Raw genomic sequence first — 21,721 nt, forward strand, 5'->3', positions numbered from 1 at the left:
AAAAATCGATTTCCAAAGTAGCGGCGAGCGAAATGGAAAGAGGCCAAACCATGGTGCGTGCACCGTGGGGTTCGGACCGCATAATTGATTCGTTGATCCTAGCAGAAAGGTTTTGGGAAAGCCTGCCAGAGAGGGTGAAAGCCCCGTAAGCGAAAGGAAAGATGACATGGCGGTATCCAGAGTACATCGAGACACGAGAAACCTTGATGGAATGAGCGGGGACCACCCCGTAAGCCTAAATACTCCTTAGTGACCGATAGCGCATAGTACTGTGAAGGAAAGGTGAAAAGGACCCCGGGAGGGGAGTGAAAGAGAACCTGAAACCCTGTGTTTACAAGCTGTGGAACATCTTTATATGATGAACCGCGTACTTTTTGTAGAACGGTCCGGCGAGTTACGCGTGCCGGCAAGGTTAAGCACTTAAGGTGTGGAGCCGAAGAGAAATCGAGTCTGAACAGGGCGTTCAGTCAGCACGCGTAGACCCGAAACCGGGTGATCTACCCATGTCCAGGTTGAAGTTGCCGTAAAAGGCAATGGAGGACCGAACGCACATCCGTTGAAAAGGGTGGCGATGAGGTGTGGGTAGGGGAGAAATTCCAATCGAACCCGGAGATAGCTGGTTCTCCTCGAAATAGCTTTAGGGCTAGCCTCATTTTAGTCTTATGGAGGTAGAGCACTGAATTTCCGCGGGGGCGTCAAAGCTTACCAAAGAATATCAAACTCCGAATGCCATGTAGATGATGAATGGGAGTCAGACTGCACGAGATAAGTTGGGTGGTCAAAAGGGAAAGAGCCCAGACCTACAGCTAAGGTCCCAAAGTGCGTGTTAAGTGGAAAAGGATGTGGGATTTCAAAGACAACCAGGATGTTGGCTCAGAAGCAGCCATACATTCAAAGAGTGCGTAACAGCTCACTGGTCGAGAGGTCCTGCGCCGAAAATGTCCGGGGCTGAAACACGACACCGAAGCTTAGGAATCACATAGTGATTGGTAGAGGAGCATTCTTAAGACCGACGAAGCTGTACCGGAAGGAGCAGTGGAGGGATAAGAAGAGAGAATGCCGGAATGAGTAGCGAGAGGAAGGTGGGAATCCTTCCGGCCGAATATCTAAGGTTTCCAGAGTAAAGCTGATCTGCTCTGGGTAAGTCGGGGCCTAAGGAGAGGTCGAAAGACGTATCCGATGGACAACAGGTTTAGATTCCTGTACCACATATAAACAGAACTGTGGGGACGCATGTGGAAAGCATAAGCCGGGAATGGAAATACCGGTACAAGCGGAAGAGGTGTCAGGCTGGCAAATCCGCCTGATAAGCCAAAGACGTGATGTGTAGCGAAATAAAAGTAGCGAAGTGTGTGAGCCATGTGCCGAGAAAAGCCGCTATTGTTTTATATGTGCCCGTACCGTAAACCGACACAGGTGGATGAGGAGAGAATCCTAAGGCCGACGGAAGAAGCATTGTTAAGGAACTCGGCAAAATGACCCCGTAACTTCGGGAGAAGGGGTGCCCACTTCAGGGTGGGCCGCAGAGAATAGGCTCAAGCAACTGTTTAGCAAAAACACAGGTCTATGCGAAACCGTAAGGTGAAGTATATGGGCTGACGCCTGCCCGGTGCTGGAAGGTTAAGAGGAGAGGTTAGTCGCAAGATGAAGCTTTGAATTTAAGCCCCAGTAAACGGCGGCCGTAACTATAACGGTCCTAAGGTAGCGAAATTCCTTGTCGGGTAAGTTCCGACCCGCACGAAAGGCGTAATGATTTGAGCACTGTCTCGACAATGCATCCGGTGAAATTGAAGTACCAGTGAAGATGCTGGTTACCCGCGCCAGGACGGAAAGACCCCATGGAGCTTTACTCCAGTTTGGTACTGGGATTCGGTACTGCACGTACAGGATAGGTGGGAGACTGAGAACTTGGGACGCCAGTTTCAAGGGAGTCGCTGTTGGGATACCACCCCTGCAGTATTGGGTTTCTAACCAGCCGCTGTGATCCAGCGGTGGGACAATGCCAGGCGGGGAGTTTGACTGGGGCGGTCGCCTCCGAAAGGGTATCGGAGGCGCTCAAAGGTTCCCTCAGAATGGTCGGAAACCATTTGAAGAGTGCAAAGGCAGAAGGGAGCTTGACTGCGACACCGACGGGTGGAGCAGGTACGAAAGTAGGACTTAGTGATCCGGTGGCATAAAGTGGGATTGCCATCGCTCAACGGATAAAAGCTACCCTGGGGATAACAGGCTTATCACTCCCAAGAGTTCACATCGACGGAGTGGTTTGGCACCTCGATGTCGGCTCATCGCATCCTGGGGCTGTAGCAGGTCCCAAGGGTTGGGCTGTTCGCCCATTAAAGCGGTACGCGAGCTGGGTTCAGAACGTCGTGAGACAGTTCGGTCCCTATCCGGCGCGGGCGGAGGATATTTGAGAGGAGCTGTCCTTAGTACGAGAGGACCGGGATGGACGGACCACTGGTGTATCTGCTGTCGACCAACGGCATGGCAGAGTAGCCAAGTCCGGAAGGGATAAACGCTGAAGGCATCTAAGCGTGAAGCCCCCCTCAAGATGAGATATCCCTCACAAAAGTGAGTAAGATCCCTTGAAGAGTACAAGGTAGATAGGGCAGAGGTGGAAGCACGGTAACGTGTGGAGCTGACTGTTACTAATCGATCGAGGGCTTGACCAAATAATAGCGAACGATGTTCGCATTGGAAGTTGCTTCGCAACTTCACAGATTATGTTATTGATGGTGTTCTGTATGAAGTTTTGAAGGTACTAAAGATAAGACAAAAGACCTATTGATTTTTGTGAAGCTAATAAGTAAAATAATAAATGACGTATCTGATACGTCATTTTATATATAGGGGATTGGTCAAATGGTATGATAGGGGTCTCCAAAACCTTTGGTGGGAGTTCGATTCTCTCATCCCCTGCTTGTAGAAGCCTTGGTTTTCAAGGCTTCTTTTTTTCGTGTTGATTCTTGTTATATGTTTTCTTTTTTCACGCACCATCCAGTTAATATTCTTCACATTTATATATTCCCATACTCAGCAGTTTCAATGTGAGAACGTGATGTGGCAAACGCATATCAGACAAGTTTTTTAAAACCACTTGCGCTTGCGCGGACAGAAGCAGATAAGTTTGTGATGCTTGTTGACTGTAAGAATCTTAATCTGGATAAGTTACCACAGCTTTTACATAGAATTTATGATAAGCAGGATATAAGGATCGATCTGTATGGCAGATGCGGGATTTATTATGTACCGGAAGATATTACATTGCAGGTATCAGATATGTGTGACCGTGCCAAAATTGCAAAAACCTATATCCCGAATCAGTATGTGAAACCATATGCCATATTTAATGAGCAGATGAAAGAGGATTATGAGCAGAGAAGCAGGGCACTTCTTTGTCGTTCTATCCGAATATCTATAATTTACCCTGCTTTTTACTATACTTAGTCTGATTGTTTGTACGGCAGGAAAAGGTAAAATAGTCTTATCGAAAGGGAGGTAATTACAATATGAAAAGGAAAAAACTTGTAAGCATGTTATTGATCACAGCAATGACAGCAACACTTTTCGCCGGATGCGGTGGCAACAGCGGAAATAACGGAAAGACCTCAAATGCAGGATCTTCTGCTGCGGGAACAGAAAGTTCTGCAGATGCAGGAACAGAAAATGGTGATGTGAAAGAGTTTACAGCATTCTTTGCAGTACCGGGATCTGAGATCAATGATGACAATGAGATCCAGCAGATCATTGCAGAAAAAACAGGGGTGAAGGTAAAGGAGACATGGCTTACCGGACAGACAGCAGATGAGGCAGTCGGAACAATGATTGCCGGTGGCGAATATCCGGACTTTATTGAAGGTGGAAGCGGACAGATGCAGTTATATGAAGCAGATGCATTGATTCCACTGGATGATTACATTGAGCAGTATCCAAATATCAAAAACCTTTTCACAGATTTAGAGTGGGAAAAACTTCGTCAGGATGATGGACATATTTACTGGATTCCACAGTTTAGCTGCATTAAAAATGAAGAAAAAGTTTGTACACATAATGATGAGGCATTCTGGATCCAGGCAAGAGTTTTAGAGTGGGCAGGCTACCCGGAAATAAGAACCATGGATCAGTATTTTGATCTGATCGAAGCATATAATGATGCAAATCCTACCATGGAGGATGGAACAGCAAATATTCCTTATACTATTCTCTGCGATGACTGGAGATATTTCTGCTTAGAGAATGCACCACAGTTCCTTGATGGATATCCAAACGATGGAAGCTGTATGGTAGATCCGGATACACTTACAGTACTTGACTACAATACATCTGATACAGCAGTGAAATACTTCAAAAAATTAAATGAGGAGTACAAAAAAGGTATCGTAGACCCGGAATCTTTTACACAGACATATGATGAGTATATCGCAAAACTTTCTACCGGACGTGTTCTTGGTATGATCGATCAGTGGTGGGATTTCGCTTACACAGCAGGTGATGCATTAAAACAGGCAGGCTTAGATAAACAGGGCTGTGATTACATTCCACTTCCGGTCACAATTGATGAGAGTGTGAAAAACCAGTGGCATAACTCAGGCGGAGCTTTCAATGAAGCAACAGGTCTTGCTATCACAACAGGATGTGAAGATCCGGATGCAGCAGCTAAATTTGTCAGTGATCTTTTAGATCAGGATACACATAACCTTCGTTTCTGGGGCGTTGAAGGTGTTGACTATCAGGTAGATGAAAACGGCGAGTTTATCAGAAATGATGATCAGAGAATGCAGGCTTCTGATACAGCATACAAAGCATCACATTTATGCTCATACTCATACTTCCCACAGTACAGTGGAACAAGTGATGACGGAATCAATGCAAACAAACCGGAAGGACAGGCAAACGAATTCTTTGATAGTTTAAATGAAGATGTAAAAAAAGCATTTGAAGCATATGGCGTAGAAACTTATGTAGAGATGCTCGGAACAAATGAGGCTCCTGGTGACTGGTATCCGATGTGGTCTTTCTCAAATAACTTTACGACAAGTACACCGGGTGGTATGGCATGGACAAAGATTGGTGAAGTAAAACATGAACAGCTTCCACAGGTTGTCATGGCAGATGATTTTGACAGTGCATGGGCAGCTTACATGGATGCATATAATGCATGTCAGCCGGAAGATTTCCTTAGTGAATTACAGACAGAACTTGATACAAGAATGGAACAGGCTGCTCAGTTCAAATAAGAGAAGAAATATAATTTAAAAACGGGCAGATGGAAAACATCTGCCCATTTTTTTAAGGGGTGAAGTCATGTCGTTAGCGAGAACAAAATCAAAAGAAAAAATAAAAGAGAACCGGACTAAAATTACATGGAAAGAGATCAAGAGGCAGAAAGTTTTACTGTTCTGGGCTGCGATCCTTGTCATCTATGGAGTGATATTTTATTATCTGCCACTGGCAGGATGGGCAATGGCATTCCAGAATTACAAACCAAAGCTTGGTATCCTCCATTCACAATTTGTCGGATTAGACAAATTTAAAATGTTATTCTCGGATATGACTTTTATCCGGGTAATCAGAAATACACTTGCAATGGGTGTTATTAACCTTGTGGTAACATTTGTGACAGCGATCGCATTTGCAATTTTATTAAATGAGATGGTCACAAAAGGCGGGAAAAAAGTGGTACAGACGATATCTTATCTGCCGCACTTTCTTTCCTGGATCATTGTAACAGGTATTTTACATGATATGCTTTCCGGAACCGGAATCATAAATGAAATGCTTGTAAATTTACATCTGATAGAACAGCCGATCAACTTTTTTGCACATCCGGGATATTTCTGGCCGATCGTTGCATTTGCAAATGTGTGGAAAGAAACAGGATGGAATGCAATTATTTATTTATCAGCGATCACAGCGATCGACCCGTCACTTTATGAAGCAGCAGCGATTGATGGTGCCGGAAGATGGGCGAAAATTAAATATGTTACTCTGCCGGGAATCAAACCAACTATTATTATTTTACTTTTAATGAATGTAGGAAATGTCTTAAATGCAGGATTTGAGATTCAGTATCTGTTAGGAAACGGACTTGTACAGAAAGTATCCCAGACCATTGACATTTATGTATTAAAATGGGGTATCAGTCAGGGAGATTATGCAATCGGTACTGCAGCAGGTATCTTCAAGAGTCTTGTAAGTATTATTCTGATCGTAATTGCAAACCAGATTGCAAAACGAAATGGAGAGGAACAGTTATTCTAGGAGGTTTTGGTCATGGCAAAGACACAAAAAAGAAAGAAAACAAAAAAGATACAGGTATTTCCGATCGTAAATGCGGTCATAATGATCCTGTTTGTGATCATTACCCTGTATCCGGTATTAAATACATTGGCAATTTCATTAAACGATGGAACAGATGCCTTAAGGGGCGGGATTTATCTGTTACCGAGAAAGTTTACATGGAAAAACTATACGACTGTGCTTCAGAAAGATAATCTGATCACCGGAGCTTATATTACAGTCGCAAGAACGATCATCGGTACGGTTCTTGCACTGATCGCAAATGCGATTCTTGCATTTATCGTCAGCAGAAAAAGATTTTTATTCAAAAAAGAAGTATCTCTTTTCTGGGTTATCACCATGTATGTAAATGGTGGACTGATTCCGACCTTCCTTTTATACAAAGGACTTGGACTTACAAACAGTTTTTGGGTTTACGTAATTCCGGGCATGGTAAGTGCATTTAATATGCTTGTCATCCGTACATATATGAATGGTATACCTGACAGTTTAGAGGAATCTGCGCAGTTAGATGGTGCGGGATATACAACGATTTTCTTAAAAATTTATTCTCCGCTGTGTAAACCGGTATATGCGACAGTTGCATTATTTGTTGCAGTCGGGCAGTGGAACTCATGGTTTGATGCAATGTTATATAACCGTATGAGTGATAACTTAACAACGCTTCAGTATGAGTTAATGAAATTATTATCATCCGTAACAAACCAGGGAACCAACGCAGAGGCTATGAAAAATGCAGTAGGAACCGTTACACCAACTTCTGTTCGTGCTGCAGCAACCATTATCACCATGCTTCCTATCATCTGTATTTATCCGTTTTTACAGAAATACTTTGTGACAGGACTTACCCTTGGCGGTGTCAAAGAGTAAAGGACAGAAGATCAGGCTGTGCAGAATTTGTGCCGGAGCACAAACTAAAAATGCCCTGGAAAGCGGCAGGAATGGAGATTAAAATGGCAGGAGCAGTTTTGACAGGAAAATACCGCAATGTTTTTAAAGAGTGCGGATATTCTGAGGATGAGATAACAAAAAGAGTAGAGCAGACATTTGAAACCATTTTTTATGGAAAAGAAGAGGAAAGGTTTTACCATGAAGTGGGAGATGACATGGCTTATATGGAGGATACCGGAAACCATGATGTCCGTACCGAAGGCATGTCCTATGGGATGATGGTCTGCGTACAGATGAATAAAAAGGAAGAATTTGATCGTCTCTGGAAGTGGGTACGCACTTATATGTATATTGAAAACGGACCAAATAAAAATTATTTTGTCTGGTCCTGCGGGTTAGATGGAAGTAAGAATGCAGACGGTCCTGCTCCGGATGGAGAAGAATATTTTGCAATGGCACTGTTTTTTGCGTCTGCACGCTGGGGAGACGGAGAAGGAATTTTTAATTACGGCGCAGAGGCAAAAGCGATATTAAGAGAATGTGTCCACAAAGGGGAAGCATCACATCCGGGAGAGCCAATGTGGGAGCCATCAAACAAACTGATCAAATTTGTGCCGGGATTTGATTTTTCTGATCCATCCTATCATCTGCCGCATTTTTATGAGTTATTTGCAAAAAATGCAGATCCCTGTGACCGGACATTCTGGGAACAGGCAGCGGAGGCAAGCAGAGGTTATCTGCATTTGGCATGCCATCCGAAGACCGGATTGTCTGCCGAGTATGCGGATTATGATGGAAAGCCTCATATTGGGCATCAGGAAATTTTCGGACGTCATGACTGGTATTACAGTGATGCTTACCGTACCATTGCAAATATAGGCATGGATCATCTCTGGTTTGAAAAAGATCCCTGGCAGGTTGAGATCGCAAACAGATTACAGAACTTTTACTGTGCCGAGCAGAAGGAACACTGGGACGGAGTATTTCTGACCGATGGAACAAGATTAGAGGAGAAGGCACTTCATCCGGTTGCCATTGTTGCAGTAAATGCACAGGCATCTTTAGCGGCAGACGGGCCATATGTGAAAGAATGTGTGGATCGTCTGTGGGATACGCCGCTTCGTACCGGAGACAGAAGATATTATGATAATTTCCTTTATATGTTTGCAATGCTCGCACTTTCCGGAAATTACCGGATCTATCAGAAGTGATGTTTTATACAGGAATGGGGATGGAAATGAAAAAACAGGTATATAATCCATATCTGCCATCGTGGGAATATATCCCGGATGGTGAACCATATGTTTTCGGGGACAGAGTTTATGTCTTTGGATCACATGACAGATACAATGGGCATGTGTTCTGCCTGAATGATTATGTGTGCTGGTCTGCGCCGTTAGACAGTCTGGGGGAATGGCACTGTAGTGGAACCATTTACCGGAAAACAGACGATCCTTTGAACAAAGACGGGAAAATGTGTCTGTATGCACCGGATGTGACAAGAGGGGCAGATGGAAGATATTATTTATATTATGTTCTGGATAAGGTATCTGTTGTATCTGTGGCAGTAGCAGAAAAACCGGATGGCCCGTATAAGTTTTATGGGTATGTGCATGATAAAAACGGAAACCGGATCGGGGAGCGCAGTCAGGATGAACCGCAGTTTGATCCGGCTGTACTGACAGAGGGCGATAAAACGTATCTCTATACAGGATTTTGTGCGGCGAATGATGCGTCAAGGCACGGTGCTATGGGAATGGCACTTGGTAAGGATATGCTGACAGTCATAGAAGAACCCCGGATCGTTCTGCCAAATCATGTTTACGGAAAAGGAACCGGATTTGAAGAACATGAATTTTTTGAGGCACCGTCAATCCGGAAAAAGGGAGATTATTACTATCTGATATATTCTTCTGTTGTGATGCATGAACTTTGTTATGCAGTCAGTAAAAATCCTCTGGAAGGTTTTACTTATGGAGGCGTGATCGTCAGCAACTGTGACATTGGCATTACAAATGGAAAACCGGCGGAAAAACCTGTGGCATATGGTGCAAATAATCATGGAAGCATCATAGATATCATGGATCAGTGGTATATTTTTTATCACAGGCATACAAATCATTCCTGGTATTGCAGGCAGGGATGCGCAGAACCGATCGTATTTCAGGGAGAACGTATCTGTCAGGCAGAGATGACATCCTGTGGACTAAACGGAAGTCCCTTAAGAGGAGAAGGGACATATCCGTCTTATATCGCATGCAACCTTTTTACGGACAAAGAAGAAATGTATGTCGGTGGGGAAAAACAGCCGTATATTATGCAGGACGGGTGTGATGGTGATTATGTCCCTGCCTATATTACAAATATGACAGATCATGCAACAGCAGGATTTAAGTATTTTTCCTGTAAAGGAATCAAAAAATTAGGAATCTGTGTCAGAGGATATGCAAGAGGAGAATTTGAGGTCCGGACTGTATGGGATGGTCCTGTCTGTGGAAAGATTCCTGTTGAGTTTACAAATGTGTGGGAAAACTATGAGGCACCTGTGAAAATAGAGGATGGAGTACAGGCACTTTATCTGACATTTCGCGGAGAAGGTACTGCAGATTTAAAATCTTTTACGTTTGACGACAATACATAAGTTATCCTTTACTTTAATATGTAAATTTCCTATAATAAACATTTATAAAAACGAAAAAGGAATTTATATATTATGAAAAAAAGAGTGATAGCAGCACTTTGTGTAGTTGTATGTATGGCAGGTCTGGTACATGTTTCAAAAGGGAGCAGTGTACCGGATAAAAATATAAAACATTTTACCGCTTTTTTTTCGGTAGAAGGAGATACGTTAGAACCAAATAACGAAATCCGGCAGAAGATCGCACAGCTGACAGGTGCAGATTGTGAGGAAATATGGCTTGTCGGGCAGACAAAGGAAAATGCATTGAATGCTTATATAGTGAATGGGGAATATCCGGATTTTATATCAGGAGAGGTCAGTTTATATGAAGCAAATGCATTGATACCATTAGATGAATATTGGGATAAATATCCGAATATCAAAGGATACCTGACTAAGGAACAGTGGGACAGATTCCGGCAGGCAGACGGTCATATTTACTGGATTCCGCAATTTGGAGTATCCCATGGGGAAGATGTGGAGGTAACACATACCGGAGAGGCATTCTGGATACAGACAAGAGTATTGAAATGGGCAGGATATCCGAAGATTCATACCGTAGATGAATATTTTGATCTGATCGAACGCTATGTTGCAGCAAATCCTGCGATGGAGGATGGAACGAAAAATATTCCGTTTACGGTGCTGTGTGATGGATGGAGATATTTCTGTCTGGAAAATGTGCCGCAGTTTCTGGATGGTTATCCGAATGATGGAAGCTGTATTGTTGATCCTGATACGCTGCAGGTAGTGGATTATAATACGACAGATACGGCACAGTGGTACTTTAAAAAGCTGAACGAAGAATTTCATAAAGGGATTCTGGATGCAGAATCTTTTACTGCAACTTATGATGATTATCTGAAAAAGCTGTCTACGGGTGCTGTGTGTGGCATGCCGGATCAGTGGTGGCAGTTTTATTATGCAATCGTGGGTATCTATGACCAGAACGGATTGCGGGATTTAGGGTGTGATTATGTCCCTCTGCCAATTACACGTGAGGAAGGAATCAAAAATAAATGGCATGTGACACGTTCCGCAGAACTTGACAGTTCGACGGGATTATCCATTACAGTATCCTGTCAGGATATTGATGGAGCCATGCAGTTTATCAGTGATCTGATGGAACCGGAGATTGTTAAGTTACGTTTCTGGGGAGAAGAGGGAATTGATTATTCTGTTGATGAGAATGGCATGTTTTATATGAATGAAGAACAGGGAGAGAGACGGAGCGATCAGGAGACTGCAGAAAATCATTTCTGTTCTTATTCTTATTTTCCAAAAGTAGAAGGGCTTCTGCCGGATGGAAAAAATGCATTTTCCATGGAATATCAGTCAGCGGAGTTTTTGAAAAATCAGCCACAGGATGTGAGAGAATGTTTTGAGGCTTATGGGGTTACAAATTATGTTGAGATGCTTGGAACAAATGAAGCGCCTGGCACCTGGTATCCGATGTATTCTTACACAACAGCACTGTCAGTTAATTCACAGGCAGGGCAGATCAGGGAACAGTTAGATGAGGTAAAACATAAATGGCTTCCGCAGGTTATCATGGCAGATGATTTCGATACTGCATGGGAAAATTATATGCAGGAGTATAACGCATGTGATCCGGCTGCATATCTTGAAGATCTGCAGTCAGAGGTAAATAAAAGAGTGGAACAGGATATCTCTGATTAGGAAGCAGAAATGAGGGGTTATGGTAAAAAACGGGGGATTAGAACAGTATCCGGTAGGAAAGGATATGGCGGGGAAAAGAAGACCAGTAACCGTACATGAAGATGGTACGGTTACTTTTTGCATGTATGCACCGAATGCAAAAGAGGTACAGGTTGCAGGTGCAGGCGGTTATTTTTCAAATGAGAAAATTACACTGGAGTCAGATGGAAGGGGAGGATTTTGTAGAACAGTACCTAAGATGCACTGGGCAATGCATTACTATTTCTGGTTTGTGGATGGCGAGCGTGTCTGTAACCCGGATGCAGGAATATCCTATGGCTGTTTTACACCGATTAACACGTTTGAGATACCGGAAGACGGTGTAGATTTTTATTATGCGAAGGAAGTTCCACATGGTACAGTGCATATCTGTAAATATGTATCAGAGGTAAGCAGACATCTGAAGGAATGTTATGTTTATACGCCGTATGGTTATGAACAGGATCTGGATGAAACCTATCCGGTTTTATATCTGCAGCATGGGGTTGGGGAGAATGAGACCGGATGGATCTGGCAGGGAAAAATGAATTATATTATGGATAATCTGATCGCAGAAAAAAAATGCGCACGGATGATTGTTGTTGCAGGCTGTGGTTATGCATTTTATAAAGATGAAAAACCGGTATTTTATCCTGGGGATTTTGACCGGGAACTGATATATAATATAATTCCTTATATAGAAAAACATTTCCGGACGAAAAAAGGCAGAAATAACAGGGCGCTGGCAGGATTGTCATTAGGTTCTGCACAGGCGACTGACAGCATGGCGAAACATATGGAGCTGTTTTCGGCATTAGGAGTTTTTTCCGGTGTTGCGCTTCATGAGATTGAGCGGATCTGTCAGAATGAGCATCAGCTGGAAGAAGTATTTTTATCCTGCGGCAGTGAAGAAAAAGAAATCAGACACGGTATGGATGAGATGCAAAAAAAGTTGATCCAGGCAGGAAAACCTTGCAAAACTTTTGTTTATGAGGGTTATCATGAATGGCATGTCTGGAGAAAAAGTCTATATGATTTTGTGCAGCTGCTTTTCCGGTGGGATTCCTCTGAGATGGCAGATATTGCATGTATGGAAGATGTAAAAGTGGAAGATACACAGTTGAAGATCCAGACGAAAGAAGAACAGATGCTTTTCTTTGATCCGGTGTATCGTCAGATTCAGTTTGAAACAGATAAAGATGGAAAACCGGCAGGAGTATACCCGGATGTTTTGCACGGTGTCGTTGTTTTAGAACCGGGGATGGCAGAATTTAATTTTTATGCACCGGAGGCGTCAAAGGTGACCGTAAAGGTAGATGGCTGCGAGGAGCAGGCATTAGAGCGGTCGCAAAAGAAAGAAGGATATTGGACAAAAGTAGTGAAAAATATCACAGGTGGATATCACAGAGTATGGTTTTCTGTAAATGGAACAGCAGTTCTGAATCCGGATGCACCGGTGGGGTATGAGGATGGAACAGCGGTAAATTATCTGGAAATGGAAGAGACGGATTTTTCACTGGCAGAACTGGCAGATGTGCCGCATGGGCAGATACACATCCACTATTTTTATCATAAGGAAGCAGACAGAGTTGATATGATCTATACTTACACATCTGCAGGGGATTCTAAAACAGTGCAGAACCGGGAAAATGTCATCCTGTTAAAGGCACTTATGGATGAGACGGCATCCTGTTTTCTGCATCAGGGAAAGGCAGCCAATATAGCTGACCGCATCAGCACAGAAAAAGACGGAGTAAAGCAGCTATTAATTATGGTGAATGAAGATGCATCAAAGGAGCAGATAAATGAAGTCTTAAATAAGTATGGTGTCTGCGAAGAAATGAAAGTAATAGAGCGGATGAAAGGGGAAAACTGGACTGCTTTCAGACACCGGCTGGCAGTGTTTATGGAGAGATAAAATGAGACTGATCGTAGAACAGAGTGCTTATTCAGGTGTCATTAAGATCGCAGAAAAAGTAGCGAAGGATGCAGAACTTGTGACTGGAAGAAAAACGAAATATCTGGCAGCAGAAAATATCACAGAAGATATGTTACGGGTGCCGGATGAATTAACAGTTGTGGCAGCAACGATAGGCAAAAGCGCAGTTCTGGAAAAAGAAGAGATAAGACGAAGGATTCCACTTGATCAAATAGAAGGGAAAAGAGAATGTTACTGTTTTGCATTTCCAGAGAAAAAAGACAGTGAAAATCCACATCTTTTAGTGATCGCAGGCAGTGACAAGCGGGGAACGATATATGGTTTGTTTCACCTTTCCGAGCAGATGGGAGTTTCTCCATTTGTTGACTGGTGTGGGATAAAACCCTGCCATAGAGACAAAATTATTCTTGCGTGGGATATGGAGTGTGTTTCAAAAGAACCGTCAGTAGAATACCGGGGATTTTTTATCAATGATGAGTGGCCTGCGTTCGGAAACTGGTGTATGCATCATTTTGGCGGTTTTGGTGCAGATATGTATGAGCATATTTTTGAGCTGCTTCTTCGTCTGAAAGGCAATTATCTGTGGCCGGCGATGTGGAGTGCAAGATTTGAGGATGACGGACCTGGCCTTAAGAATGCCATTTTAGCAGATGAATATGGCATTATTATGGGAATGTCACACCATGAGCCCTGTTTAAGACAGGGAGAAGAGTATAAATATCTCCGCGGGAAAGGTTCTGTTTATGGTGATGCATGGAATTTTCGGACAAACAGGGATGGAATTATACGGTTCTGGGAGGACGGATTAAAACGGAGCGGACAGTTTGAAAATGTCATAACTGTGGGAATGCGTGGAGAGGCTGACACGGCAATCCTTGGAGAGAATGCTGCGGTTGCGGATAATATTGCGCTGTTACGGGAGGTTCTTAGGGTACAGAATCAACTGATCCGGGAAAATGTAAATAAGGATTTAGAAAAAGTACCGCGGATGCTTGCACTTTATAAAGAGGTGGAGGAGTTCTTTTACGGAACAGAAGATACGGCGGGACTTTTAAAGGAACCGGAACTGGAAGATATTATTTTGATGCTCTGTGACGATAATTATGGAAATTTAAGAACGCTTCCAACAGAAGAGATGAGGAAACATAAGGGCGGATATGGGATGTATTATCATCTGGATTATCATGGGTGGCCGGTTTCCTATGAATGGATCAACAGTTCCTATCTTCCTAAAATATGGGAACAGATGAGTATGGCGTATGATTTTGGTGTCAGGAGATTATGGATGGTCAATGTCGGTGATATTGCAACGCAGGAACTTCCATTGTCTTTTCTTATGGATATGGCTTATGATTTTGAGCGCTTTGGAAGCAGGGCGGTAAATTGTGTGCAGGAGTATGTCAGGCAGTGGGTTAGAAGATCTTTTGGCAGTTTTTCAGAAGAAATCAGACAGAAAATTGCAGAGATATTAAACGGATATACCAAAGTGATTCACAGGCGCAGACCAGAAGCATTGGGAGCGGATACCTATCATCCGGTCAATGAGGAGGAGAGTGAACGGATTCTGTCAGAGGCAGATGATATCATAAAAAAAGCAGAAGGAGTCCGTACAAAATTAAAGTGTGAGTCTGCAGATAATCAGGCAGCGTTTGCAGCACTTATTTATTATCCCGCTGTTGCGACAATGAATCTGGTGAAGATGCAGGTCTTTACCGGGTTAAATCATTATTATGCCGGAATCGGGGCGGCAATTGCAAATGATTATGGGAAAGAGGCAGCAGCGTGTTTTTCCTGCGACAGGAAACTTACCGAATGGTATCACCAGTTAGACGGGCAGAGATGGTATGGTATGGGAGCCTCACAGCATATCGGGTTTACGCACTGGAATGAGGATGAATGTCAGAATCCGGTTATCATGCAGGTCTTATTACTGGATAAACCATCGGTGATAGTAGCAGTGAATGGTACAAGCCAGCATGCCGAAGGAAGCATGTGGTTAGATAACAGAATGATACTGGAGAATTTCCGGAATCCGGAATGTATGGAGGCATATGTTACCGTTTATGGCAGGAGTAAGACAGAGAGCCATTTTTCTGTTAAGGAAAAAACGGACTGGATCAAAACAGATGTCACAGAAGGCAGTGTGGATGGGATTTTACACAAAAAACAGACAATTAAAATAACGATTGACGAGGGCAGTTTCCTTCAGGACAAAGAAAATGTAAGTGGAACACTTGTGATAGAAACTCCGGCGGGGCAGTGTGAGATAGAAATTCCGGTAAACAGAAAAAAATATTTGTCTGCAAAAAATGTTTTTGAAGATACGGCGGGATATATTTCTATTGAGGCAGAACATTTTTATGATGCAAAACCTGGTGCATGGATCAAAAATCCGGATGGAGAGAGTGGATTTGGCATTTTGCAGGGATATGGAAAAACATTGTCAGCCGTTAAATATTTTCCTTCGACGGCATATTTTTCATTGGATGAAAACGCACCTTATCTGGAGTATCGTTTTATGTTAAGAGAGGGCGGTACATATGAGATAGAATTTTATCTGCAGCCGTCAAATCCGGTGACAAGGGATAATGAGATCCTCTATGGTGTGCAGATGAATGAAGCAGAAACTGTGATTTATAATGAAGTAGACAGGGACTACCGTATCGGGGACAGGGAGGAAGCCTGGTCAAAGGGAGTATTAGAACAGATCCGGAAGCAATGTGCAGAGGTTGTCTGCCAGAAAGGGGAAAATGCTTTGCGTATTTATCCACTGACACCCGGATTTGTATTGGAAAAGTTTGTGATTTATCCGAAGGGATACAGGATCAGAGAAAGTTACTTAGGACCGGCGGAAACATTTCATACGTGAACATGTTTAATTGTAAAATGTGAAATAAATGCGGTGCTTTTATATACTTTATCGGGTAGAAAAAGGAGCAGGGACTGCTACAATAAAAGAAAACGATAAAGATAAAGAGAGGGTATTGATATGAGAGGACCGGCAGCACCGAAAGATCCGGAAAAGGCAAGACCATATTTTTATATTATAAAAGAAAAAGATATTTTTGGATCAAGACAGGAAGACGGAACAGGGATACAGTTTATTTATGAGAATGATGGACGTCTGATCAACAGTGCGCAGATTGTTGGAAATATCACAGATGAAAAAATATTAAAACTGCTGGGGACAGTGGACGGGTTTGCAGAGCTTGTTCACAGTATCGGGATATCCGTGGAAACGGATGATCCAAATGACTCCGTCAATTTTATTTTCCAGATGTATGGAAAAAAAGATTTATATGGCGGCGGAACAAATCTTAAGGCAGAAGTAACCTGTGACGGAATGGAACATAAGATCTATCTGGCAGATGAAAAGTGGACAAAAGATGATGATGTTCCGGGACAGATCAAAGTAGTGTTTCAGACACCGGAGCAGATGGGAAAGCTCAGTGTCCGTTTTTATTTAAATGATGGATATGATGCACCGCCTGAGATCAAAGATGAGGCGGTGGATGCCGGTTCGGAAGCGTATTGTGAGATGATCAGTCATTCTTTAATGAATCTTGGAAATACATACCGTATCCGGAAGGCGATTGAAAAATCCAGGGCAGGAAAAGAGGTAACACTTGCTTATATCGGAGGATCTATTACACAGGGGGCAGGTGCAACGCCGATCAATACAGAATGTTATGCATATAAATCTTATCAGTTATTTCAAAAACGTTTTGCTGTATTGGATAATGTAAAATTTATCAAAGCAGGTGTGGGAGGAACACCATCCGAGCTTGGAATGATACGGTTTGACCGGGATGTATTGAGAAATGGAGAAAAACCGGATATTGTAGTCATCGAGTTTGCAGTCAATGATGAGGGGGATGAAACGAAAGGAAACTGTTATGAAAGTCTTGTTCGGAAGGTATTAAATCTTCCGTGGAAACCGGCAGTCGTGCTTTTATTCTCTGTATTTGCAAATGACTGGAATCTTCAGGAGAGGCTGCGGCCGGTAGGAGAACGCTATGATCTGCCGATGGTAAGTATCATGGATGCAGTAACGCCACAGTTTACAAAGAAGAAGGAAGAGGGAAAAGTACTTTCGAAAAATCAGTTTTTTTATGATATGTTTCACCCAGATAATATTGGACATACCATTATGGCAGATTGTCTGCAGTATCTGTTTGAACGCTGTGAAGCGGCAGAACATGCGCGTCTGGATACATTTACCAAGGGGATGACGGAGGAAGAAATTTTAGAGCAGCAGCTTTTCGAAGGTACTGCGATCGGTGCAGATTTTGAACAGGTAAAACTGCTCGATAAGAGGGATACATATTCTTATGCTGACATTTCAGAAGGTGGTTTTGTCTGGACAGATACCAAGCTTCAGAGTGTGGAAATGGATACCGATCTTACATTAACGCCGGAATTTCCATATAACTGGATGTACGACGGAACAAAAAGCAAAGAAAACTGGTTTGAAATGACGATCCGGTGCCGGTCGTTGCTTCTGGTATTTAAGGATTCCGGAGAAGTCAATGTCGGAAAGGCAAAAGTATATGTAGATGGTGATTACTGTCTTACCGCAGATCCCCATATCAATAACTGGCAGCATTGTAATGCGGTGATACTTTTTGTGGAGAAGGAAAGAAAAGAACACAAAATCCGGATTGAGATCGCAGAGGAAGATCTGGAAAAACAGTTTACGATACTGGGATTTGGATTTGTGGAATAAGCACGGACAAAAGGTGCGCAAAAGACAGCGCAGGAATGGAGAATGACATGGTAACAGTAAAAAACCCGATTTTATGTGGATTTTATCCTGATCCTTCTATATGCAGGGCGGGGGAGGATTATTATATTGTAAATTCAAGTTTTGTTTATGGACCGGGAGTTCCGGTTTTTCATAGCAGGGATCTTGCACACTGGGAACAGATCGGTAATATTTTAGACAGAAAAGAGCAGCTTCCGGTAAAAGGAAGTGAAATTTCAGAAGGAATTTATGCACCAACGATAAGGTATTATAATGGAACATTTTATATGATAACAACGAATGTCAGCTATGGGGGCAATTTTATTGTGACTGCCAAAAACCCGGCAGGCCCGTGGTCAGATCCATATTATCTTGGAGAGGAAGCACCGGGTATCGATCCGAGCCTGTTCTTTGATGATGATGGAAAATGTTATTATTGCGGAACAAGACCGAACCCGGAAGGTGTCCGGTATAATGGGGACTGGGAAATCTGGGTGCAGGAGCTTGATCTTAACACCATGAAACTTGTAGGCGAAAGCATGGCGATCTGGAAAGGTGCGGTAAAGGATGTGATCTGGCCGGAGGGACCACACCTTTATAAAATAGACGGATATTATTATCTGATGCATGCAGAAGGAGGGACAGGTCCGGAACACAGTATCAGTATTGCAAGAAGTAAGAAGCTGTTCCAATGGTTTGAGGGATGTCCGAGAAACCCGATTTTTACACACCGTAATCTTGGAATGGATTATCCGGTTGTTTATGCAGGTCATGGCGATCTGGTGGATGATGGTCATGGAAACTGGTATGTTGTCATGCTTGCATCAAGGCCATGTGAAAGACACAGCAGCATGGGAAGAGAGACATTCCTTGCAAAAGTGACATGGGAAAACGGATGGCCGGTCATTGCAGAGGGAGTCGGACATCTTGAGGAAGAACTTGAAATCCCAATGGAAGAATGCAGGCTGACAGAGGAGGTTGGTGCTTCTGATTATATCCAGTTCTGGGATGCAAAGTTAGACAAGCGGCTGGTAAGTATTGAGAGTTTAAATGGGGAGACTTATTCCCTGACAGAGCGTGCTGGCATGTTGAGACTCTATAACAGAAAGGAACGTATTGCAGATAAGAACAATTGTGCTTATTTTGGAATACGGCAGAAAAGTTATCAGTTCTATGCCGAGACCGGGGTAGAGTTTGAGCCGGTGCAGGAGAAAGAAACTGCAGGTATGGTATTGTATCAGAATCATGCAAACCATCTTCGTATGGAGATCATGAGGAGAGATGGAAGAAAATGTTTTGCAGTGACATCCTGTATACAGGGAGAGGAAAAGATCATTTCTGTGACACCGATGGATGGTAATGAAAAGATAACCAGAATCCGTATTTTGTGTGACAGGCAGAAAGCATGTGTATGGATTCAGACAGGAGAAGAATGGATTTTGTGTGCGAAAGATATCAGCCTTCTTCCGTATACAACCGAGGAAGCCGGAGGGTTTGTAGGCTGTACGATCGGTATGTATGCATCTGCAAACGGAGTGGAAAGTCAGAATCATGCAGATTTTGGCTGGTTTCTTCAGAAAGCACTATAAAATGTCATTGCAGGGAATAAAAATATTGCGTATAATAGATATATACGTTGAGAGCAGGCAAAAAAGTGTCTGCTCTCTTTCGGTTATGTGAAAGACAGCGCAGGAATGGGTATTTTTATGGAAAAATTATTGAATCGGATAGATCATTATATGAATAATCTTACGATCAAAAAGAAATTTTATATATTTTATATTTTATGTGTTCTGATTCCATTGATCATTACGGATAGTGTAGTCATTTTTATGGTCGGTAAATTTGACAGGGAACGCAAAGTGCATGAGATGGCAAATATCGCAAATGCGGTAGAATACAGTATCAGCAGTATGGCTGGAAATGTACGGGAGATCGCAAACAGTATCTATACAAATAAGGACTTTAATAATTTTCTGTCGAAAAAATATTCGGATTCTGCGGAATATGTTTCGGCTTATCAGCAGTTTTTTGGTAATACATTGTTAGAAAATGCATTAGGAATGAACAATATGGTTTTTACATTGTATACGGACAATGATACCATTGTAAATGGCGGACGTGTAAACAGCCTGAAAAAAATAAAAGGGACACAGGGGTACCAGCTCTTAAAGGATAGTGGAAAAAGCAAGGGAATCTTTTTTGTCTATGATGACAGCAGCTCGAAGATGACAAAAGAAAGAAGGATCATCTATCTGCAGAAGATGGATTTTTATGATGCTGGTACGGAAAAATATCTGAAAATTGAATTTGATTATAATAGTATGATACGAATACTCAGAAACATGAATTATGATAATGAGGTTTTGGTATGTGAGGGTGACCGGATTGTTCTTTCTAATGGCAATTATGGAAGTTATGGAAATGAATTTCAGAGTATAGAGGGAAATACGAAAGATGCATATAAACATTCATTCAGTTTTTATGGGACAGAGTTGCAGATTTATGTAAAAAAAGCAGAGAATGGATTTTGGAACGGCATTAAAAATGAAATGCCAATATTGCTGCTTCTTGTTATGATAAATGCTCTTTTTCCATTTTGTTTTGTACAGATTTTTAACCGGTCATTTACGAAGAGGATCACAGAACTCAGCAGGGTATTTAAGTCCGTGGACAGTGATCATCTGATCCCGATGTATTATGAGGGTGGAAAAGATGAGATCAGCAGCATGATACGGAATTATAACCGCATGGTAGACAGGACGAATGAACTGATCCAGACAGTATATAAAAATAAGATCCGGGAACAGGAAATGTTAGTAGGACAGAAAAATGCAGAGCTTTTAGCCCTGCACAGCCAGATCAATCCACATTTTCTGTTTAATGTTCTTGAGAGTATCCGAATGCACAGTATTCTGAAAAATGAAAATGAGACAGCAGATATGGTGGCAAAACTTGCCATCATGCAGAGACAGTATGTGGAATGGGGAAATGATTCCGTAAGCATTACAGATGAAATCGAATTTGTAAAAGCATATCTGGCTCTTCAGAAATACCGGTTTGGGGACAGATTAAATTACAGCATTGATGTGGAGGAAGGGTGTGATACATACAGGATTCCTAAATTAACGATTGTAACATTTGTTGAAAATGCCTGTGTACATGGGATTGAGGGTAAAGCATCGCCGGGATGGATATTTGTGAGAATAAACAGACAGGATGAAAAACTTTACATTGAAATTGAGGATACGGGAACCGGAATGGAAGAGGAGAAAATTTTAGAACTGGAGAAGAAAATGAATAGTGCCAATATTGAAATGTTAAAGAGCAATGGAAGAGTTGGAATCTTAAATGCCTGTGTCCGTCTTAAACTGGTTACAGAAAATCAGGTAGAGTTTCAATTAGACGGAGAAGAAGGTGTGGGAACTACGGTTCTGATACAGATACCATTGCAGTATGTATAGGGGGGATT

12 protein-coding genes, 1 tRNA gene and 1 rRNA gene (1 of these 14 running past the window's edge) are annotated in these 21,721 nt (G+C 42.5%); all 14 read left to right on the forward strand.

Translation table 11 applies throughout. From position 1 onward, the window contains the following. A 23S ribosomal RNA gene (locus DXA60_RS13535) occupies positions 1 to 2,669 on the forward strand; it begins 245 nt to the left of the window's first position. A 176-nt stretch (positions 2,670 to 2,845) separates the two neighbouring features. Beyond that, positions 2,846 to 2,916 (forward strand) — tRNA-Trp (locus tag DXA60_RS13540). A gap of 141 nt (positions 2,917 to 3,057) precedes the next feature. After that, on the forward strand, positions 3,058 to 3,444 hold the full coding sequence (locus DXA60_RS13545; RefSeq protein WP_117921923.1) for a hypothetical protein: 387 nt from the start codon (positions 3,058 to 3,060) through the stop codon (positions 3,442 to 3,444). A gap of 62 nt (positions 3,445 to 3,506) precedes the next feature. Beyond that, on the forward strand, positions 3,507 to 5,234 hold the full coding sequence (locus DXA60_RS13550; protein WP_117921924.1) for an extracellular solute-binding protein: 1,728 nt from the start codon (positions 3,507 to 3,509) through the stop codon (positions 5,232 to 5,234). Positions 5,235 to 5,301: 67 nt separating this feature from the next. Continuing rightward, positions 5,302 to 6,258, forward strand: a complete 957-nt coding sequence (locus DXA60_RS13555) for an ABC transporter permease (protein ID WP_117921925.1) — start codon at positions 5,302 to 5,304, stop codon at positions 6,256 to 6,258. 12 nt (positions 6,259 to 6,270) lie between these two features. Beyond that, on the forward strand, positions 6,271 to 7,167 hold the full coding sequence (locus DXA60_RS13560) for a carbohydrate ABC transporter permease (RefSeq protein WP_117921926.1): 897 nt from the start codon (positions 6,271 to 6,273) through the stop codon (positions 7,165 to 7,167). An 83-nt stretch (positions 7,168 to 7,250) separates the two neighbouring features. After that, a complete protein-coding gene (locus DXA60_RS13565) occupies positions 7,251 to 8,399 on the forward strand; it encodes a glycosyl hydrolase family 8 (RefSeq protein ID WP_117921955.1) in 1,149 nt (382 codons plus the stop codon). Positions 8,400 to 8,425: 26 nt separating this feature from the next. Further along, positions 8,426 to 9,829: a family 43 glycosylhydrolase gene (locus DXA60_RS13570; protein ID WP_117921956.1), complete on the forward strand. Its 1,404-nt coding sequence runs from the start codon at positions 8,426 to 8,428 to the stop codon at positions 9,827 to 9,829. A 72-nt stretch (positions 9,830 to 9,901) separates the two neighbouring features. Beyond that, a complete protein-coding gene (locus DXA60_RS13575; protein WP_117921927.1) occupies positions 9,902 to 11,548 on the forward strand; it encodes a sugar ABC transporter substrate-binding protein in 1,647 nt (548 codons plus the stop codon). Positions 11,549 to 11,567: 19 nt separating this feature from the next. Beyond that, a complete protein-coding gene (locus DXA60_RS13580; protein WP_117921928.1) occupies positions 11,568 to 13,484 on the forward strand; it encodes an alpha/beta hydrolase-fold protein in 1,917 nt (638 codons plus the stop codon). Between the two features lies 1 nt (position 13,485). Beyond that, complete coding sequence (locus DXA60_RS13585; protein ID WP_117921929.1) at positions 13,486 to 16,374, forward strand: glycosyl hydrolase 115 family protein; 2,889 nt, start codon at positions 13,486 to 13,488, stop codon at positions 16,372 to 16,374. Between the two features lie 120 nt (positions 16,375 to 16,494). Then, positions 16,495 to 18,231, forward strand: a complete 1,737-nt coding sequence (locus DXA60_RS13590) for an SGNH/GDSL hydrolase family protein (RefSeq protein WP_117921930.1) — start codon at positions 16,495 to 16,497, stop codon at positions 18,229 to 18,231. Between the two features lie 47 nt (positions 18,232 to 18,278). Next, on the forward strand, positions 18,279 to 19,838 hold the full coding sequence (locus tag DXA60_RS13595; protein ID WP_117921931.1) for a glycoside hydrolase family 43 protein: 1,560 nt from the start codon (positions 18,279 to 18,281) through the stop codon (positions 19,836 to 19,838). 117 nt (positions 19,839 to 19,955) lie between these two features. Then, positions 19,956 to 21,713 (forward strand): sensor histidine kinase, encoded by a 1,758-nt coding sequence (locus tag DXA60_RS13600; protein ID WP_117921932.1) that lies wholly within the window; start codon positions 19,956 to 19,958, stop codon positions 21,711 to 21,713. Positions 21,714 to 21,721 lie beyond the last annotated feature (8 nt).

The sequence above is a fragment of the Roseburia sp. OF03-24 genome (assembly GCF_003463035.1).
In the GTDB taxonomy this organism is placed as follows: Bacteria; Bacillota; Clostridia; order Lachnospirales; family Lachnospiraceae; genus Roseburia; species Roseburia rectibacter.

What these genes read in the sequence shown, in the direction of transcription:
- DXA60_RS13550 (WP_117921924.1), top strand. Translation starts at nt 3,507, where the DNA reads ATGAAAAGGAAAAAACTTGTAAGCATGTTATTGATCACAGCAATGACA.
- DXA60_RS13555 (WP_117921925.1), top strand. Translation starts at nt 5,302, where the DNA reads ATGTCGTTAGCGAGAACAAAATCAAAAGAAAAAATAAAAGAGAACCGG.
- DXA60_RS13560 (WP_117921926.1), top strand. Translation starts at nt 6,271, where the DNA reads ATGGCAAAGACACAAAAAAGAAAGAAAACAAAAAAGATACAGGTATTT.
- DXA60_RS13565 (WP_117921955.1), top strand. Translation starts at nt 7,251, where the DNA reads ATGGCAGGAGCAGTTTTGACAGGAAAATACCGCAATGTTTTTAAAGAG.
- DXA60_RS13570 (WP_117921956.1), top strand. Translation starts at nt 8,426, where the DNA reads ATGAAAAAACAGGTATATAATCCATATCTGCCATCGTGGGAATATATC.
- DXA60_RS13575 (WP_117921927.1), top strand. Translation starts at nt 9,902, where the DNA reads ATGAAAAAAAGAGTGATAGCAGCACTTTGTGTAGTTGTATGTATGGCA.
- DXA60_RS13580 (WP_117921928.1), top strand. Translation starts at nt 11,568, where the DNA reads ATGGTAAAAAACGGGGGATTAGAACAGTATCCGGTAGGAAAGGATATG.
- DXA60_RS13585 (WP_117921929.1), top strand. Translation starts at nt 13,486, where the DNA reads ATGAGACTGATCGTAGAACAGAGTGCTTATTCAGGTGTCATTAAGATC.
- DXA60_RS13590 (WP_117921930.1), top strand. Translation starts at nt 16,495, where the DNA reads ATGAGAGGACCGGCAGCACCGAAAGATCCGGAAAAGGCAAGACCATAT.
- DXA60_RS13595 (WP_117921931.1), top strand. Translation starts at nt 18,279, where the DNA reads ATGGTAACAGTAAAAAACCCGATTTTATGTGGATTTTATCCTGATCCT.
- DXA60_RS13600 (WP_117921932.1), top strand. Translation starts at nt 19,956, where the DNA reads ATGGAAAAATTATTGAATCGGATAGATCATTATATGAATAATCTTACG.